Raw genomic sequence first — 17,619 nt, forward strand, 5'->3', positions numbered from 1 at the left:
TCACTTTTTCTTTGTTGCCGAGGCATGCCGACTGGTAGGCCGGATCTTATTCCGACTCTGGTGCACAGCGATCAGCGTAACAATACCGCCGGCAACGACTACAGTGATCCCGCCGCCGATCAGCCAGTATTTATAGGTGTTTGCTCTCCAGTGCTGCATGTACTTCCGCACCACTTCGCTGCCGTCGTTGTACACGCACAGCTGGTCGATCTCTTTTGCCTCGTTGTCTTTGGCATCGGACGGCGTATAGTATCCGATTGCCTGTTCCCCGATCTCTGTAATGCTTTTCGGCAGATTCATCTGCAATAGTGCCACACAGTTATAGAAGCACTGGTCGCCGATCGTGGTCAGACCGTCCGGCAGTTCCAGTTTTTTCAGCTTGGCACAGGAATAAAAGCAATGATTCCCCAATTTTCGTATGGTGGACGGCAGTGTCGCCTCCTCCATGGACAAGCAGTAGGCAAATACTGCCCCGTTCAGTTCTGTGATGCCCTCCGGCACAGTGATGCTTTTCAGAGCCGTGCAGTAATAGAAGCAGTCCTCTCCGATCGCAGTCACCCCGTCAATGTTGATCTGCTCCAATGCTGTAGAGCCGATAAAGCTCCAGTCCGCCAGCGTGGTACAGCCCTCCGGCACGGTGTAGCTGGTTTCCGCCTTTGCCTGCGGATAGCGGAGCAGCGTTTCTCCGGCTGCGGTAAACAGCACGCCGTCCTGCTCCTGATATGCCGGATTTTCCGGTGCAACGGAAAATGCCGTCAGTGCCTGACAGCCGTCAAACACATAATTTCCCAGTGTGGTGCAGGAGGCAGGCAGGGAAACGGTTTCCAGCACCTGACAGTTCTGGAACGCATAGTCCCCGATGCTGACAATGCCCTCGGACAGGGTCACTTCCTGTAGGGCAGTGCAGCTGTAGAACGCCTCGCTGCCAATGGTCTGGATATTGGCGGGCACCGTAAAGCTGGGAAAATAGCTGCAATTGTAGAACGCCGCCTCCGGCAGTTCTGTCAGCGTGGAGGGAATGTTCACCTCACTCAGCATGGTGCAGGATTCAAAAGTACCCTTTCCCAGTTCCCGCAGTCCCTCCGGCAAAGACACTGTGCACAGCATGGGACAGTCCGAAAAGGCACTTTCCCCGATTTTTGTCACGTGGGACGGAATCGTCAGCGAGGTCAGGAACTGACAGTTCATAAAGGCGGCATCGCCGATCTCTGTCACCGGTTTCCCGTCGATCTCCTCCGGCAGGCTCGCTGCTGTGGCAGAAGTGTCACAGGAGGTAATGGTCACGCCGGTGTCATTTTCCCGATAGGTGAACACATCGTAGGCAGCATCGCCGGAAGTGTCCACAGAAATGCCGCTGTCATCTTCTGTTGCACTCTCCGTTGTCATTGCCGCCGCTGCCGGCACTGCACCCAGCAGTCCGGCACACAGCGTGGTTCCCAAAAGTCCGCAAATCAGCTGTTTCCACGTTCTCATTTGGTATCCTCATGGTCTGCCGCTTCCGGCTCTTCTTTACTTTCCACAGACTGGGTATCCTTTTTGGCTGCCTTGCCGGATTTCTTCTGCTTTCCGCCGCCAGCAAAGATCAGCACTCCGCCGCCGATGAGCAGTACCAGTGCACCGGCTCCCAGCAGGATCCACTTGCCGTATTTCTGCCAGCCGCTTTCGGTTTCCTCAACAGCAACAGCCGTATTCTCCGTATCCGAAACTTCCTCGGACATCACGCTGCGGAATTTGAAGTTGTTGGAATAGTCGTTTTCAGAGTCCTCTGCGGTGCAGTATGCCTCTGCCTGTGAACCGACCTTGCCGTAGATCACGAAGTCCTGTACCTTGGTCACCATATCGTCTTCATAGCCGAATGCACAGAATCCAATGGTGGAAACGCTTTCCGGAATGGTCACTTCTTTCAGACCGGTGCCGGCAAAGGCTGCCATTTGAATATCCGTCAGGCTGTCATAAAATGTCACCTTGGTCAGACTGGTTTCGCCGGCAAAGGCTGCCGCCTGAATCAGTTCCAGATTTTTCGGCATGTCGATTTCCGAAATGCCAGTGCAGTATGCAAAGGCGTACTGTCCGATTTCTGTGACAGTATCCGGCAGATCCAGAGAAGTCAGTGCCGAGGAGGCAAATGCCCAGTCGTCAATGTACAGCAGTCCGTCCGGAAATGTCACGTCAGTCAGCTTGGTATTGGAAAAAGCAGAGGTCCAGATCTCTCTGACAGTGTCCGGAATGGTATAGGACGTGCCCTCCATTGCCTGCGGATAGACGATCAGATCTTCTCCGTTTGCGGAAAACAGTACGCCGTCCGTCACCGTAAACGCCGTGTTGCCCTCTGCCAGCGACACCTGTTCCAGCACGGTGCAGCCGTAGAAGCAGGAACTGTTGATTGTGTCAACCGTTGCCGGAATGGTGATCGAAGTGATCATATCCTTGGTGGCAAATGTGCCGCTGCCCAGTGTGGTAACGGTGTGCCCGTCCAGCTTGTCCGGTATCGTAACGGCAGTTTCGCTGCCGTTATACTTGGTAATGGTGGCGTTGTCACCGTCCAGCGTATAGGAATAATCCCCGCTGGTCAGCGTTTCTTTGCTGCTCTCATCGCTGGATAAGCTGTCTGCGTCGATCACGCTTTCTTCGCCGCTCTGGGCAGAGGTTTCTTCCTCTGCCGCAGCCGACAGTCCCAGTGCCTGTGTCATCATGACGACTGCCGCAGTCAGCAGCACGATTTTGGTATGTTTCATGTTTTTCCCGTTCCTTTTCTATTATTCCACTGTCACGGACTTTGCCAGATTCCGCGGCTTATCTACATCATTGCCCTTGAGCACAGAAGTATAGTATGCGATCAGCTGCAACGGTACCACAGCGATCATGGGCATCAGCAGGTCGTCAAATTCCGGCAGACCAAACTTCAGGTCTACTGCGTCCGGATCCACATTGTCGCTCTCACGGCACACCAGAATGACCCGTGCACCACGTGCCTTGACTTCCTTGATGTTGCTGATGGTCTTTTCCCGCAGTGCCTTCTGGGTCGCTACGGCAATGACCGGCATGTTTTCCGTAATCAGCGAAATGGTGCCGTGCTTCAGTTCTCCGGCTGCATAAGACTCCGAGTGGATATAGGAGATTTCTTTCAGCTTCAGCGAGCCTTCCATGCTCAGGGCGTAGTCCAGTCCGCGTCCGATGTACAGCAGGCTGTCGGCGGTGATGAGGGAGGAGGCAATATACTGTGTCTGCTCCTTGTGTTCCAGAATGCCGGTGATCACTTCCGGCGTTTCCTGCAAAAGCTTTACCAGACGGCGGCACTCTGTTTCGTCAATGTTGCCCACAGCCAGAGCCAGCTCAAAGGCAAACAGATACATCACCGCGATCTGCACCATGTACGCCTTGGTCGATGCCACGGCAATTTCCGGTCCGGCATGGGTGTAGATCAGCATATCTGCTTCCCGTGCAATGGAACTACCCATTGCGTTGACAATGGCGAGAGTCTTTGCCCCCAGCGATTTCGCCAGCCGCAGAGCTGCCAGACTGTCGGCAGTTTCGCCGGACTGGGAGATGATGATGACCAGATCGCCCTCTCCCACCAGCGGTTCCCGATAGCGGAATTCCGAAGCGATGTCCACCGTTACCGGCACCCGTGCCAGCTTTTCAATGACATACTTGCCCACTGTTCCGGCATGCATTGCCGTACCGCAGGCAACTACCTGAATGTGCCGGAATTCCCGCAGCACCTCCGGTGTGATGCCGCATTCCTCCAGATTCGGCAAGCCGTCCTGAATCCGCGGCAGAATGGTGTTGCGAATCGCGTTGGGCTGTTCGTGGATCTCTTTCAGCATAAAGTGGGCATAGCCGCCCTTGCCGATCGCCTCCACATCCCAGTCTGCGGTTTTCAGTTCCTTTTTCACCGGCTGCCCGAACGCATCGAAGATCTGTACGCCGTTGTCGTCCAGCACGGCAATTTCCTCGTGTTCCAGCAGATAGTAATCTCTGGTGTATTCGATGATTGCCGGCACATCAGAGGCAATAAAGCTTTCGTCCTTGCCGACACCCACGATCAGCGGGCTTTCGCAGCGGACAGCGTACACCTGCTCGGGGTGGTCTGCGAAGATAATGCCCAGCGAATAGGAACCTTCCAGATCGCGGACGGTTTCCGAAATGGTCTGAATGGGGCTGCCGTTATAGCGGTAGTCCAGCAGCTTTGCCACCACTTCGGTGTCAGTGTCGCTGGTAAAGGTCACGCCTTTTCCCGCAAGGAAGTCCTTGAGTTCCTTATAGTTCTCGATGATGCCGTTATGTACGATCGTCACTCTGCCGCCGCTATGGGGGTGAGCGTTTACGTCAGAGGGTTCGCCATGGGTCGCCCAGCGGGTGTGGCCAATGCCCACATGCCCGAAAGGTCTGCCCTCACGCTCCATTTTTTCCTCCAGATCTTTCAGTCTGCCCTTGGACTTCGCCACAGTGATTTTTCCGTCCTGAAAGACAGCAATGCCGGCAGAGTCATAGCCGCGGTATTCCAGTTTTCCCAGACCGTTCAGCAGGACCTCCGTACAGTCCCGTTTGCCCACATATCCAACAATTCCACACATCTTTTGTGCCTCACTTTCGTTTTCATGGCAGCTCCGCACCAAACCGGTGCAAAGTCGCTTCATATGCATCGTGTCCCAAATGACCAGACACTAGACACTACATATTATGGCAACACTGCATCTAGTCTGCCTGCGAAATTTCTATGCAATCTGCCAAAAAATCTGACGATGCACCTTACACACAAGCTTTGCACGGTGTTGCCTTATCAATTATACCATAACCGCACTGGAATTGCAACTGATTTTTTAGTGAAAATTACGTGATATGGGTTTGTGAAACAAAGGGAATTCCGGCGATTCGACAGCAAAAACAACTTTTTCGATTCTGCGGAATTTTCAAAAAATCGCCGAATGCGGTTGCAGTCTGTCGAAAAATGTGATATACTAAGGGCAATACCGCACAAAGAGCGTCTGGCGACTTTGCACGCCATCTGCTTGCAAATTTCCCTTCAGAGCCTGTTTCGTATCTTCCCGCACGCATCTTGCGTGCATATTTTCCGAGATATTTCGGGAAAATACTCGAAAATCCACAAAGGATTTTCTCCGTTTTCCCCTTCATCTCTCAAAAAATCTGACGACGCAATCTGCGTACGTCAGATACGAAACAGGCTCTCATATTTCACAAAAATGCTCGTGAATACATCCAGTATTCACTCCGCTTTTTGTTTCATCTGACGATAAATTTGACGACGCATCTGTCGCACAATCTTTGTGCGGTATTGCCTAAGGGAAACGCCGAATCAGGGAAACACTGTATAAAACGAAAAGAGGTCATGTCCCATATGAATCAAAATCAAGTAAATCTCGAGCCGGAAGAACCGCTTCTGCCGAGTCCGTCTTCGGAAATGCTCGCTTACATGGAAAAACTCTATCCCCTTATCTTTGCCTTTAAGCAGACAAAACTGTGGAAATCCATACGGGATTCCGAGCCGTTTGCGATCCAGATGCCCGACGGACAAACCGGCTGCTGCATTCTGACCGGAAATGAGGGGGATTTTATTTCCCTGTCCATTTATTTTGGTGATGCCGGCTGGAACAGCATCTGCAATTTCTACAGCGAACCGGTAGAAACGGAAGAAGCTCGTCTGGAACAGATGATGTCCCAATCCTGTGTACAGGTAGTATTCTGCCGCAAAGACGGACTGACAGAAACGGAAGTGCAAAGCCTGCGGCACTACGCCAGAGAAAACAACATCGCATTCCGCGGCAAAAACGCCTACTTCTGCCTGCGGAACTCCGAACCCTACCACTGCTCATGGTTTCTGGAAACCAAAGAACAGGCAGACATACTGGAACTGGGGCTTTGTGCAGCACTGGATCTCCATAAGCAGCTGGGACAGGGAAAAACACCGGCCGAACTGGGCATCAGCTCCTGCATCGACACACTGCCGCTGTATGACGGTAAGACATGGAGCACCATGGTGCCGCCGGAAAGAACAGTATCTTCTTTGACGGAACCTTTGCTGAGCGATGCCATGCAGCAGAAGATCCGCCGCATGAAAAAGGGCGGCGGCAAATGGGAATGCCAGCTGTTTCCATTTTCAAGTCCTGTGCTCGCCAAAGAGGGTGCACCGTTTTTCCCGTTCCTGCTGATGATTCTGGACACCAAGCGGGAGCAGCTTCTGCCCCAGCAGCCACTACAGTACAACGCAGATATTCTCCAAAAGGCACTGGACAGCTTCGTACAGGCAATTATCGACTACGGTCGCTGCCCCAAGAGCATTGCCGTCTGCGACGAGCGAACTGAAGCGATCCTCTCGGAGCTGTGTCACAAATGCGGCATTCTCCTGCTGAAGACCACCCGTTTTGCCATGCTGGACGAGGCGAAGGCATCTTTTCTGGAGGATATGGAAGCAGAAAAACAGGCAGACGATGCCGAGTCGGAAAAAATGATCGCCGCATTTGTAGAACATCTGAAAGACATGACTGTGGAGGAGATCAAGGACGATGCTCCGCTGGACGTGATCCGCTGGCTCATGGTGTCGGACATTCCGGAGGATCTGATGAAAAAGCTGGAGAAAGTCATGGAGGAACTGCAGTAATATGAACCAGACCATTTACCGCGTCCTGCACATTTACGAGAGCGACTATGGCTGTGAAGAACATGCAGAGCCTACCGCAGAGGTAGTGCTGGAAGCGGCGGACGGCAGCCGGAAAACCATTTCCTATTCCGATGCCGCACTTTACACACTGGACATTTTCGAGGGTGACAGCGTTACGTATACAGACGGCACGCTGCAAAAAGTCATCTCGGAACAGGATTCGTAATCAGAAAGACAACACTACACCAAGGGCGAACCGAAATCGTATCGGTTCGCCCTTTTTGCTTTATGCGGTGTTGCCTTTAAAATCACCGGCTTCTGCCGTGATGCATTGTCTTTTTTTCTGCGTACATCGCCGCATCTGCACGGCTCATGATCTGCTCATAGCTGCTGTCCCCTGCCGCATAAGCGGAATACCCTACTGCAATGCTTAACCGGAACTCCGTCTCCCGTGAGAATGCCCCGTAGTCTTTCCGGCTGTCGTTCATCTCAGTGATCTTCTGCTTCAGCCGGTCGTAGAGCCGCTGCAAGTCATCGCTGTCTTTGCCGTCTAACAGGGCAATGAACTCATCACCGCCTACCCGATACACCTGATCATACACGGAAGTCATACACTTGGCGGCACTTTGCAGCAGCATATCCCCGCCGGCATGTCCAAAGGTGTCATTCACCATTTTCAGCAGGTTCAGATCCATGGACACAATACTGGTACGTTCCAGCACGTACTTTCTTGCATCGCGTTCCAGAGCATAGCGGTTCCCCAGCTTGGTCAGGTTGTCCGTATACGCCAGTGTCTGGAGCAGCCTGGTTTCCCGTTCCCGATTCATCTCCACCATCAGTTTTCGCAGTCCGTTCACCACGGAAAGTGCCAGATACAGCAGGAAGCCTGTCCGGACAATAAACGTCTGGTCGCCTACAGTAGAAACGAAAATGAAGAACAGAACATTGCCGCACACAAAAGCAAGCAGGAGCAGTAAGCTGATACGGTTGATCTTCTCCATTTGCCGGTATCGCTTTGCGATCATCACAATAAACATCACAGCAACTATGCCCAGTGCTGCAATGAAAACTTTAATGGTGCGGGTATAGGACGCGATACCGGTGAAGTGCAGAACACTCAACACGCACTCCAGCACCAGAAAGCTATAAAACGACCATTTGATGCGGAGATCCGGCACAATATCCTCAAAGTAAAACATCGCCAGCAGCGGCAGCAGAAACAGCGAAAAGTAGTTGACATAATACTGCACCACTGCATTTTGATACAGGAACTGGTTCAGAAACAGCGGGCAGTTCAGATTCACCGCAAACACGATCGAAAGGCAGCCCAGCGACAGAGTTTCCGGTGCAGAAACATGCTTCGTTCTGCCCACCGTATAGATCACCAGCAGCAGTACACCAGCAAGCAGCATTGCTACGTTGGAAATGCCGCTCAGCATATTCTGCCGCAGGTAGTTGAACAGCAGTTCGTTCTGGGTGCCGATCGCCACCTCATAAGAGGGCATGAACTTGTTGGCATATACCGTTTCCACACAAATGGTCACCTGCCCGACTGCGGACTCCGGCAGTCGGATAAAATGGGTATAAGTCCCCGGTGAATCGCAGATCTTTAAGCGTTCCCCGAAGTGGTAGATGTGTACTGCATCGTCTTCCGGCGTGCCTGTCACGTCAGTGAGGTAGGCATCCACATAGGAATCATTTGTCCGGAAAGAGATCACTTTCCCACGCATTTCCGATGTAATTTTATGGGACATCACCAGCTGATAGACTGTCTTTTCTCCGCTGTAATAAGGATCGTCCGGCGGGTCAATAACCTGCTCCGTAGTCCAGTCATCCAGCACCATATTCACCGCATCTTCTCTCACAGGCATGCCCGTGGTAACGATCATGGAAACCACTACCACAACCAGCATCAGCAGTGTCAGACAGATCAGCAGACTTTTCTTTGACAGCCATTTCATCGGGCACACCTCCTTTTGTCAAACCTCGATTGCTTCCCTTATGGTAATAGTATAGCATGATTGCCAATAGTTTTCAAGTGTTTCGCGGGAGAAGTGACATAATTTATAAAATTGACAAAAAGTGGTGGTGGGGTGCGGCGGCAGTGCTATAAAAAAACTGACCGGGGAAATCGGTCAGTCCTTTTAAATATGCTATGTTATTATGTTAAGGCAATACCACACAAAGATTGTGCGACAGATGCGTCGTCAAATTTTTCGTGAAATATGAGAGTCTGTTTCGTATCTGACGTATGCAGATTGCGTCGTCAGATTTTTTGAGAGATGAAGGGAGAATATGCACGCAAGATGCGTGCGAGAAGATGCGAAACAGGCTCTGAAGGGAAATTTGCAAGTAGATGGCGTGCAAAGTCGCCAGACGCTCTTTGTGCGGTATTGCCTTAAATGAGGAATTATTCCCACTCGCTCCTTGAACCGTAATCTTAACCAGTTTGAGTTAAGTTTTATCGCTTGTGGTATCTCTATTATCTCAGTTGTCTGTCAGATTTGGAGTATCTGAATTTTTGTTGCCATTGTGTTGCCGGTGACGTTTTGATTATAGCGCAAATATAACCGATTGTCAAGATAAAATAGTATGATACTTCTGTGAAGCATTGTTATATTTAGGGTGTATTAATCATACTTTAATCTTCTCAAATCAAATGCAGGCATTGTTCCTTCAAGCACATCAACAACATGTTTGCGGATTATGGGATTTTCTATAGCCCCAGACTTATATCTTATTTCATTTGAATCGCTGTTTTTTTCGCAGAAAACAATCTGTTCAGCATCGCAAGCCACTGCAATATTAGGATTATGAGTTACAATAATCACTTGACGTTTCTGTTTTGCTCTACATATACATGGAACAAGTTTACTATAAACAGATTGATTATCAAGATTGTCTTCTGGCTGGTCTATGATTATGGGTTTATTTTCTTTGCTGAGTGCAAGATAAAAAATCAAGAGTACAATACCACGCTCGCCTGGTGAAAGCTCTTCTAAGGATCGCTTCCCCATTCTTAACTTGAAATTGACACCGATGTATTTCAATCCAAAAATAAAGTCATAAAACTCTTGACGTTTGGGAACTCTGTTTTCAGCAGATTCAAGTTCGCTTGTAATTACATTTTCCATATCGCATACAAATGAAATAACGCTATCTTCATTACCGAAATCAGTTTCTTTTATGCGTGCTTCAATTTCTTGAAGTGAATTATGTGAACGACCATACTTACCATTATATCGTTGATTAATGTAATTCAAAATATTTTGAGAGAGATTATGGTCTTTCATAAACACTTCTGCATGAAACATAACACCATCTTCAAGATCTCCAAGCAATTTAGCTATTTCACCTTGAATGGGGGTATAAATACTTTGATAGATTTTTGATAATTTAGTTATCCCATTATATAAACGTTTGGCAATACTGTATCGTTCCTCAATTAATGCTTTATACTCAGATTCGAGTTTTGTACTAATGTAATCCAATTCATTTTTATAGTATTCAATTGATTCCTCGGTGTCCTTGTCGCCAATAATAGAAAGTCTTTTATCATTCCATTCCGATAGATCGCTTAAATACTTCTGATAAATCTTTTCTTCAACATTTGCAGAAGAAATAAGCTTTTCTTTTTCAGTTTCTGCTTTTTTTAATTGAGAAGAAAAACCTTTTTGTTCATCAGAAATCGATGCTTGAATTTCTTCCTTTTCTTTTTCACTTTTTATTATCAACTCTTCTAAAATTGCCTGTGGTGTTGTCAATTCAAAAACAAAGTCTGTTTCATTAAGTTTATACTTATTGATCAAGTCGGAAATAGTATCTTTTACCTCTCCAAATTGTGTTTGCAGAAGTGATATTTTTGCGATCACTATTTTTATATCATTAATCAAACTATTAATTTCGGCAATCTTATCAGTTGCTTTTTTTATCAAATCCTTCTTCTCTTGAATTTCTTGATTGAGCTTTTCAAGTTTTTCTTTGTATTTTGTATCGCTTTCTTGTTGATCTGGTTTAGTAACTTCTTTAGGCTTTGATTTATCATGGCGTTCAAGTATTTCTTCAGCTTTTTTTAGATGTTCTTCAATTTTCTTATGATATTCGTTTGTCTTTTTTGCTTCAAGCTTAATTATTATTTCGTTGATTTCTTGAAGTTTTATTCGTTCGTCCTGAAATTGTATTTCGAGTGGTTTAGATTTTATCCTTATTAGATCATCAAGATTTTGCGCATCGCCTCGTTCAGATTTATCGACATAAGAGAAAATCACCTTATCAATCTCTTTTTGAAAAACATCACCAAAGTCATTACATACATCCTCGATATATTTTTGTGGCAAGTATTGAGCATTTTCAATTGAGCTACTATTTTGACTAACAGTTAGTTTTTTAACATCTTTTTTTCCATCCAACCATATTAACGCTGCTTCATAATCATCAGCATAATTCTTCGGAGCTTTTCTGAATCGTTTGGCATTTAAGAATGAAGCACTTTCCATAGTACTACAATTACATAAATGTCCAATTATATCAGAAAAAGCACTTTTTCCGCTCCCTTTATTTCCTATAATAGCAACCATACTTGGATTGAGTGGAAGTTCAAATTTAAACCACTCAGAATCATCATTTATCGGGCTTTCTATACGAAAACAAGATATAGATGATATATTGCTTTGCTTATTCTTATTCGTTCTATCTAAAACAGGTGGTATTTCTCCTATAAAAACTCGTTCTTGCGGTTGATATAAACATTGTTTAAGCCCAGAAAAAGTTAACTCAGCCTTTATCCAAAGTGCTTCTTTTGGAGAATACTCATTCGGAGAATGTGAGTCTGAACACATAATCAACGGCTTACGTTCGATTTCTTTAAAAACAAACTGTTCATAATCTGATATGTCTCTTTTTTGACCTACTTCAAAAAAATGAATTTTATCAGCTATATCACTTTTTATTGCATCTTTTACCGGAAGAGCATGTCCTATCTCTTTTTCTATGCCATTTGTTTTACGTCCTGCATGAATAGAGATTAATCCATTATGATCGTTCGCAAATTCAACAATATCTCCAAATTCCCAGTATATAGTCTCATTAGAATCTTTGGATTTGGCTTTTTGTCTCAACATTATTGCATCAAAATCAGCCGAAAGAGTAGAAAGATCAGATTCATCTGGGAAAATCAGGATCAAATGCAGATTATTAGCCCCTTTATCTGTACGAAGTTCAACCCCAGGGAAGAAAACTATTTCTGGTGCAATACTACGTAAATTTTCTATTCTACACTTGTCGATTATAAAATGATCTGTAATAGCCACCGCCTTGATTTTATTATCTTTCAAGGCTTTACAGAGCAATTCATCAGCATCATCAGCTTTGTATTTATAGTCATAAGATGATGCTGTATGTAAATGTAGATCCCATCTATTCCACTCGGAGCCACGATTATTACTCATTATTGTTTTCCTCCCATAAAACATTCTTGTGAAGTATACAAACATATTATTTATGCATTGCGGTCACTTCTAAATGATGGACCATAAAAATCCCCCTGAAAAAAATGGTTATCCAGTATATCTACATTATACCACGATACCCGTATTATTTCAAGGGAATTCGCTTATATATTCTATTATTCTTGCCCTGACTTCTTCAAATTACAATCCCTGCAAAGCATCTGCAAGTTCTCCAAAACGGTCTTGCCGCCTGCGTGCCAAGGAATAGTTTAATTTGAGTGCGCCATAATCATGATATAAACTCGTGTGGAATGGGAATCAAGTATGCCAATAGACTATACTGATACTGTATACTTATCAAAGAACCATAGTTGTCCACTCTGTTCCATCTTATCATAGTATTTCGCTCGCACTTCGTCAAGGTATTCAGCTATGGCATCAGGATGATTGTTCAAAAACCAATTAATGTGGTTTTCTATGTATTCAATACGAATTTGTGCATCATTTAGGTCATTTGGGACTCTTTTCATTCGTTCGTCTATGCTATCAAATCCCATAAATGCCTCCTCAAGTCGAGCTTGAGACATTGCAATATACTCAGGATTTATATCAATACCTATTCCTTTGCGATTTGTCTGTTGACATACTCTTAAACAAGTACCACTGCCAACAAAAGGATCAAGAACTGTATCTCCTTCATTTGAAGCAGAAAGAATAATTCTTTCAAAAACGCCTTCTGGCTTTTGCGTTGGGTGTTTTGTTCTGTTTTTATTACAATAATGCATATGAGAGAACTCCCAAACATTACCTGGGTTAGCACCTCTCATATTATTGACAGATCTATAAAACTTTTGAGGAACTCGTATACTATCAAGATTAAAGGTGAATTTTTTAGGATGCTTAGTGAAGTACAGGATATCATCATGACGTGGTGAAAACCCTTTCGTTTTGCCTATTCCCTGCGTATAAAACCAAGTAATCCATGAATTAAAGTAAAACCCAAATTCTTTTTCTAATATTTCATAAATATAGGAAATATACCTCATTCCCATAAATATGAAGATAGCCCCATCATCTGTCAGTATTCTTGAAGCTTCTTTTATCCAAGCTCTTGAAAACTCAAGGTAATCGTTAAATTCTAAATCGTCTTGATTGTTTCCATAGTCTTTATTCAAATTGTAGGGAGGATCAGTAACAACCAGTTTAACACTTTTACTGGGTATTTTCTTTAATTCCTCAAGAGCATCTCCACAAATAAGTGTTAATTCTTTATCCATTTATTCTTTTTAGCCTCCCTATAAAAATCATCAAATGTTCTTCGTGTACTGTGCAAATACTTTTGATCAAGTAACTGACACATCTCCCATGTTGTACGGTACTGATATGTAACATAATGAATATCTTTTATTTGGATCTGTCCTGTTCCAAGTGCAGGATTGTAGTTAATATCTGCATCGCTAATAAACTTCAAATCATAAGCATTGTAATCTACTATTTCCATAATACCATCTACTAAATTTGTGTTCTTATTTCTTTCAGAATATACTTTATGCTTAATTGAAAGGATAATGAACATGAAATCGGGATCGGTTACATATGCGGTCCTTATTCTTGAAAAAGAAGTGATGTTCGGACCTTTTCCACTATTGGGAATATCATTTGCAGTTGCTTTAACATCTACATTACCCGTAAGTACACGACCATCTTTTTTGAATTGCAGGACTATATCTGACATACCTAATCGCTCTTGTGCTTCAACATTAATTAAGCGATACCGATTGTTCATATCATCACGGATCCCTGAGAATACTTCACCAGCCCACGCCTCAATCATCGGACCTGCAATCTTATTTATGTTTTCTAACGGTAATCCGAGTTTGAGATTAGTATTAAGTATAATCTTATTATCCCCCACACGCTTTCTTTCGTCTAATATAGCAGTAATCTGTGAGATTATAAATGCGGAATCTTCTGCATAAGTTTGAGACTCAACAGGGATTTTAAAAATCAAATCATTATATTCCATAGAAATACCTCCTAAAGCTACAATCAACAAAGTTTTCATCTTTTATTATAGCACATCTTAGGCTTGTGTTCAAGTACTTAAAATAATTATTCTACAAACTTTTGAAAAGAGGGTAGCTTATAAAGTGAACTACCATCCGCATTATTCCTTCCGTGTTAAAAACGCTCAGTCCGGCAGGCAGCTCACACAGGAGCAGTTTGCGGTGTGCTGGGGAAAATAACAGCCGAGCTGACAAAATAAAGCCGAAGGACTCACGCAGAATCCTTCGGCTCTCTGTTTATGGGGAAATCACGGCATCACACATACACCATAGCCTCATACACCGGCTCTCTGGCGATCAAGCGATCCATATTCTCCAGACCTCTCGCCTTTGCAAGATCCCTGACCGCCACGGCTCTGATATACTCCACATCATTTTCGAGCATCTTTCCGACCTGACGCTCAATGGCTTCTGCTACGGAACGGTCAAGTTCGGTCAGGTAGCCGAGTATCGTTCCGTCGTTGACGAGCTTTTTCAGCCTTGTAGGACGGTACTCCGCCGAATAGTGCAGATGATACTTGATGTGATCGGAGCTGAATGTTGTCACGCTCGGATCAGCATCTGGTGTGTTGTAGGTGACGGTCAGTGCATCGGTGTCGAGCACCCATACGGGCTTGTTCTTGCCGCCTGCCTGAACCTTGTCTTTACTTCTGATAATCATAGTGTTTCCCTCCTTATTCCAGCACATTCTTTCTTGTGGTGCTGTTATACCTAAATTGCTGATAATCGACACTCAGTCCGCAGGCAGAAATAAAAGCCTTAGCCTTTTTCAGTTCACGTGATAGCTCGTCCTCACGGCTGATTCGGGTTGCTTCTTTTTTCATCTTCTCACGGGAGAAATAACGAGCATCCTCCTCTTTCTTCTTATATGTAGCAAGCTCCGAGGAAACTGCCGACAGCTTCGCTTTCAGTTTGTCACGCTCTCGAACAACTTCATCACGTTCCTTGCGGAGCTTCTTGGTCTGCTTCTGCGTTGCAACTTCTTTCTTTGCAAGATCAGTGACGTTCTGCCAGTCCTCCTGCGACACTGTGACCTTACCGCCGAATACGGTCTTGCCTGTTTCGATACCGTCTATCTCCGTAAGTTTAGCAGTTTTCTCCTTGACAACTTTGAGTATTTCACGCTTCTCGCCAAGCTCCGCTTCTACCTGAGCGTTTTGCAAAGCAAGTTCATCTGCCTGTCTGCGCTTCTCCTTGTATTCAGGTATCTCTAACGTCCCTCTCGCCTTTTCTGGAGCAAGAGGCTTGATACCATGTTCAAAGCAGATTTTATTCAGCACCTCGACCTCGGCAGCTCGCCAACGGGCAATTGCCTGTTTACCCTCGCCATACCCCATTTCTTTGAGAGCCTGAGCGATACCGTTCTGCGTGTCCTGCCCTCGCTTGTAGTGACCGACAGGAATGTAGTCAATGTGCAAATGGGGCGTTACCTCGTCCATGTGCAGGACAGCGTTAAAAACGTAAAAGTTCGGGTTACGACTTTGGAAACCTTCCATATACTCTTTCAGGCAGTCGGCAACGAGCTGAAAATCCTCGGCGTCGTACCCCGAATCTTCTTTTTTGCCGATCTGAACTACGTCCTCATAAAAGCTCTTTCGTTTGTCGGCGGCAGTGCGGACAGTATTGCAAGGTTTTACTCCAAAAAGATACTCATAGTAGCTGCCGTGAACCTTGCGGTCATTACGTTTCTGTTTAGCATTATAACGCTCGGTTGATTCCTTGAAAAGCCGATCGTATGCTTCGCCAATCGGCTGACACACGAAAGTGATATTATCGGGAGTACGGAACACGTCAACATTGTCCGCAACGAACTCCCTGTTATTGTGAGTCAGAGAACCTTTTCCCTGACCGAATGAGATTCGTTTTTCTCTCATTTTATTGACCTCGTTTCTAATTGGATTTGGTTATCTCTTTCTGTTAAATCCAATCATATTTACATGGGCAACACTTCCTTTCATGACCGCTGATGCGGAATGGCTATCGCCAAGCCCTGACGGGCGAGAGGGACGCGGAGCGCCGATTACAACGGTGCAGAGCGCCGCTTGTAACTCCGTAGTACTTGTGGCAGCATAAGACCGCCACAAGAACTACTCCGCCCTGCGGGGCTATCCCTGACGGGAGAAGAAAGGCTGTCGGAGCAGCCTAAATCGTGGGTACAGGAATCAAAAATCCGCATTACATTTTTTGAAAAACATAGCTGTAACTGCGTCGATGTGCGTCGGTGGTAACGATGTTTTAGACACCCCTCAAACCATCGACGCATCGACGCACATCGTCACGCTAAAGCATTGTCGATCATCTGCTGATAAGCTCGGTCGTAATCTTCACCTGCAATATCGTCAACGGTATCGGTGCTGATGATGATCTCTCCCTTAACGGCAGGAACACCATCTGGACTTTTTTCGGTTTCTTCTTCTGTTGGTTCAGGCGAGATCACGATTGGGTGATCAGCATCATAGCGGAGCTGAATCAGCTTTGCCTTATGAGTCCGCTTGTTGCTATACTGCACGAAGTACAAATTGTACAGCTTTCCGGCGTTGACATTCAGTTTCAGCGACAGAGCATTCGGCTTGATGTCAAGCTCCAGCTTTTCGATAAGTTTGGTAGCCGTACCCTCCCAAGTCGGATTGTCCGCATTGATGAAACCGCCTATTGCTTCAAGCACAGGTTCGGGCGGCTCGGTGTATTCGGGAGACTTCTCTCCGCTCAGTTCCCAGCACAGCGTTTCCTTGTTTCGGGTAAGCATGAACTTCTTGTCGGGCTGATCTCTGCCTGATACCTCAATCGTCGCATTACCGTCGGAACGCTTATTCTTATACATGATGAACGCTCCGTCCGCTGCTCCGAGTAGACCGTTCGTGCCTGAGATGCGATCGAAATTATCATCGGACTTCTGCTTGCGGGTGTGGTGAACGAGGATCAGGCAGATACCTGTCCTGTCCGCAAACGCTTTCAGTCCTGCGATAATATCATAATCATGGGCATAGCTATAAGTGTCGCCCTCGGCTTCACGCACTTTCTGTAATGTGTCGATGATGACGATCGAGGTTTCGGGGTGTTCGTTCAGAAACGTATCAAGCTGATCGAGCAGTCCCTCATTCAGCGATTTAGAAGCAACTGAAAAGAAAAGATCGGGCGTTGTTTCCGTTCCGAACATTCGATACAGGCGCTCCTGCAATCTGCGGTAATCATCTTCGAGAGCGAGATACAGCACAGTACCCTTGCGGACGGAATAGTTCCACATCGGTGTGCCTGAGCTGACATGATAAGCGATCTGAGCCATCATAAAGCTCTTGCCGACCTTCGGCGCTCCTACGAACAGGTATGTGCCTGGGTAGAGGAAGCGGTCGATGATCGGCGGTTTGCCCGGATAGACCATCTCATAAAGCTCCGGCATCGAAACTGTCTGCATAAAGCCCGGTGCGGATTCACGCTCCGCCTGAGCCTGTGCCTGCATTTCCTGTTCATACTGCATCTGCGTCTCGAA

At 46.1% G+C, this 17,619-nt stretch carries 12 protein-coding genes; 2 read left to right on the forward strand and 10 right to left on the reverse strand.

Going from position 1 to position 17,619, the window contains the following annotated elements; genetic code table 11:
- The 3 genes from DXB92_RS01310 to glmS are packed head-to-tail and all read right to left on the reverse strand — an operon-like array spanning window position 1 to window position 4,577.
- Window positions 1-1,473 (reverse strand): leucine-rich repeat domain-containing protein, encoded by a 1,473-nt coding sequence (locus DXB92_RS01310; RefSeq protein ID WP_117731939.1) that lies wholly within the window; start codon window positions 1,471-1,473, stop codon window positions 1-3.
- A complete protein-coding gene (locus DXB92_RS01315) occupies window positions 1,470-2,735 on the reverse strand; it encodes a leucine-rich repeat domain-containing protein (protein ID WP_117731941.1) in 1,266 nt (421 codons plus the stop codon). The genes DXB92_RS01310 and DXB92_RS01315 overlap by 4 nt, the downstream gene beginning before the upstream one ends.
- Window positions 2,736-2,756: 21 nt before the next feature.
- Window positions 2,757-4,577, reverse strand: coding sequence for a glutamine--fructose-6-phosphate transaminase (isomerizing) (gene glmS / locus DXB92_RS01320; RefSeq protein WP_117732114.1), 1,821 nt, complete (start codon window positions 4,575-4,577; stop codon window positions 2,757-2,759).
- A gap of 782 nt (window positions 4,578-5,359) precedes the next feature.
- Here glmS and DXB92_RS01330 point away from each other — a divergent pair.
- A complete protein-coding gene (locus DXB92_RS01330; protein WP_117731945.1) occupies window positions 5,360-6,619 on the forward strand; it encodes a hypothetical protein in 1,260 nt (419 codons plus the stop codon).
- A gap of 1 nt (window position 6,620) precedes the next feature.
- Window positions 6,621-6,845, forward strand: coding sequence for a hypothetical protein (locus tag DXB92_RS01335; protein WP_021680846.1), 225 nt, complete (start codon window positions 6,621-6,623; stop codon window positions 6,843-6,845).
- Between the two features lie 82 nt (window positions 6,846-6,927).
- Here DXB92_RS01335 and DXB92_RS01340 read toward each other — a convergent pair whose 3' ends face one another.
- The 7 genes from DXB92_RS01340 to DXB92_RS01375 all read right to left on the reverse strand — a co-directional run bounded on the left by DXB92_RS01340 (window position 6,928) and on the right by DXB92_RS01375 (window position 17,607).
- Window positions 6,928-8,580 carry a diguanylate cyclase gene (locus tag DXB92_RS01340; RefSeq protein ID WP_117731947.1) on the reverse strand — a complete coding sequence of 551 codons (1,653 nt, stop codon included), beginning with the start codon at window positions 8,578-8,580 and terminating at the stop codon, window positions 6,928-6,930.
- A gap of 669 nt (window positions 8,581-9,249) precedes the next feature.
- Complete coding sequence (locus DXB92_RS01345; protein ID WP_117731949.1) at window positions 9,250-12,066, reverse strand: TrlF family AAA-like ATPase; 2,817 nt, start codon at window positions 12,064-12,066, stop codon at window positions 9,250-9,252.
- 335 nt (window positions 12,067-12,401) lie between these two features.
- Window positions 12,402-13,343: a site-specific DNA-methyltransferase gene (locus DXB92_RS01355; RefSeq protein ID WP_117731951.1), complete on the reverse strand. Its 942-nt coding sequence runs from the start codon at window positions 13,341-13,343 to the stop codon at window positions 12,402-12,404.
- Window positions 13,328-14,092: a restriction endonuclease gene (locus tag DXB92_RS01360; RefSeq protein ID WP_117731953.1), complete on the reverse strand. Its 765-nt coding sequence runs from the start codon at window positions 14,090-14,092 to the stop codon at window positions 13,328-13,330. The genes DXB92_RS01355 and DXB92_RS01360 overlap by 16 nt, the downstream gene beginning before the upstream one ends.
- A gap of 296 nt (window positions 14,093-14,388) precedes the next feature.
- Window positions 14,389-14,793, reverse strand: coding sequence for a hypothetical protein (locus tag DXB92_RS01365; protein ID WP_117731955.1), 405 nt, complete (start codon window positions 14,791-14,793; stop codon window positions 14,389-14,391).
- 13 nt (window positions 14,794-14,806) lie between these two features.
- Window positions 14,807-16,006 carry a plasmid recombination protein gene (locus DXB92_RS01370; protein ID WP_117731957.1) on the reverse strand — a complete coding sequence of 400 codons (1,200 nt, stop codon included), beginning with the start codon at window positions 16,004-16,006 and terminating at the stop codon, window positions 14,807-14,809.
- A 401-nt stretch (window positions 16,007-16,407) separates the two neighbouring features.
- Entirely contained in the window at window positions 16,408-17,607 is a 1,200-nt protein-coding gene (locus DXB92_RS01375; RefSeq protein WP_341473028.1) for a helicase RepA family protein, read from the reverse strand.
- Between the last annotated feature and the right edge of the window lie 12 nt (window positions 17,608-17,619).

It is taken from the genome of Ruminococcus sp. OM06-36AC (assembly GCF_003438725.1).
Classification (GTDB): domain Bacteria; phylum Bacillota; class Clostridia; order Oscillospirales; family Ruminococcaceae; genus Ruminococcus_C; species Ruminococcus_C callidus.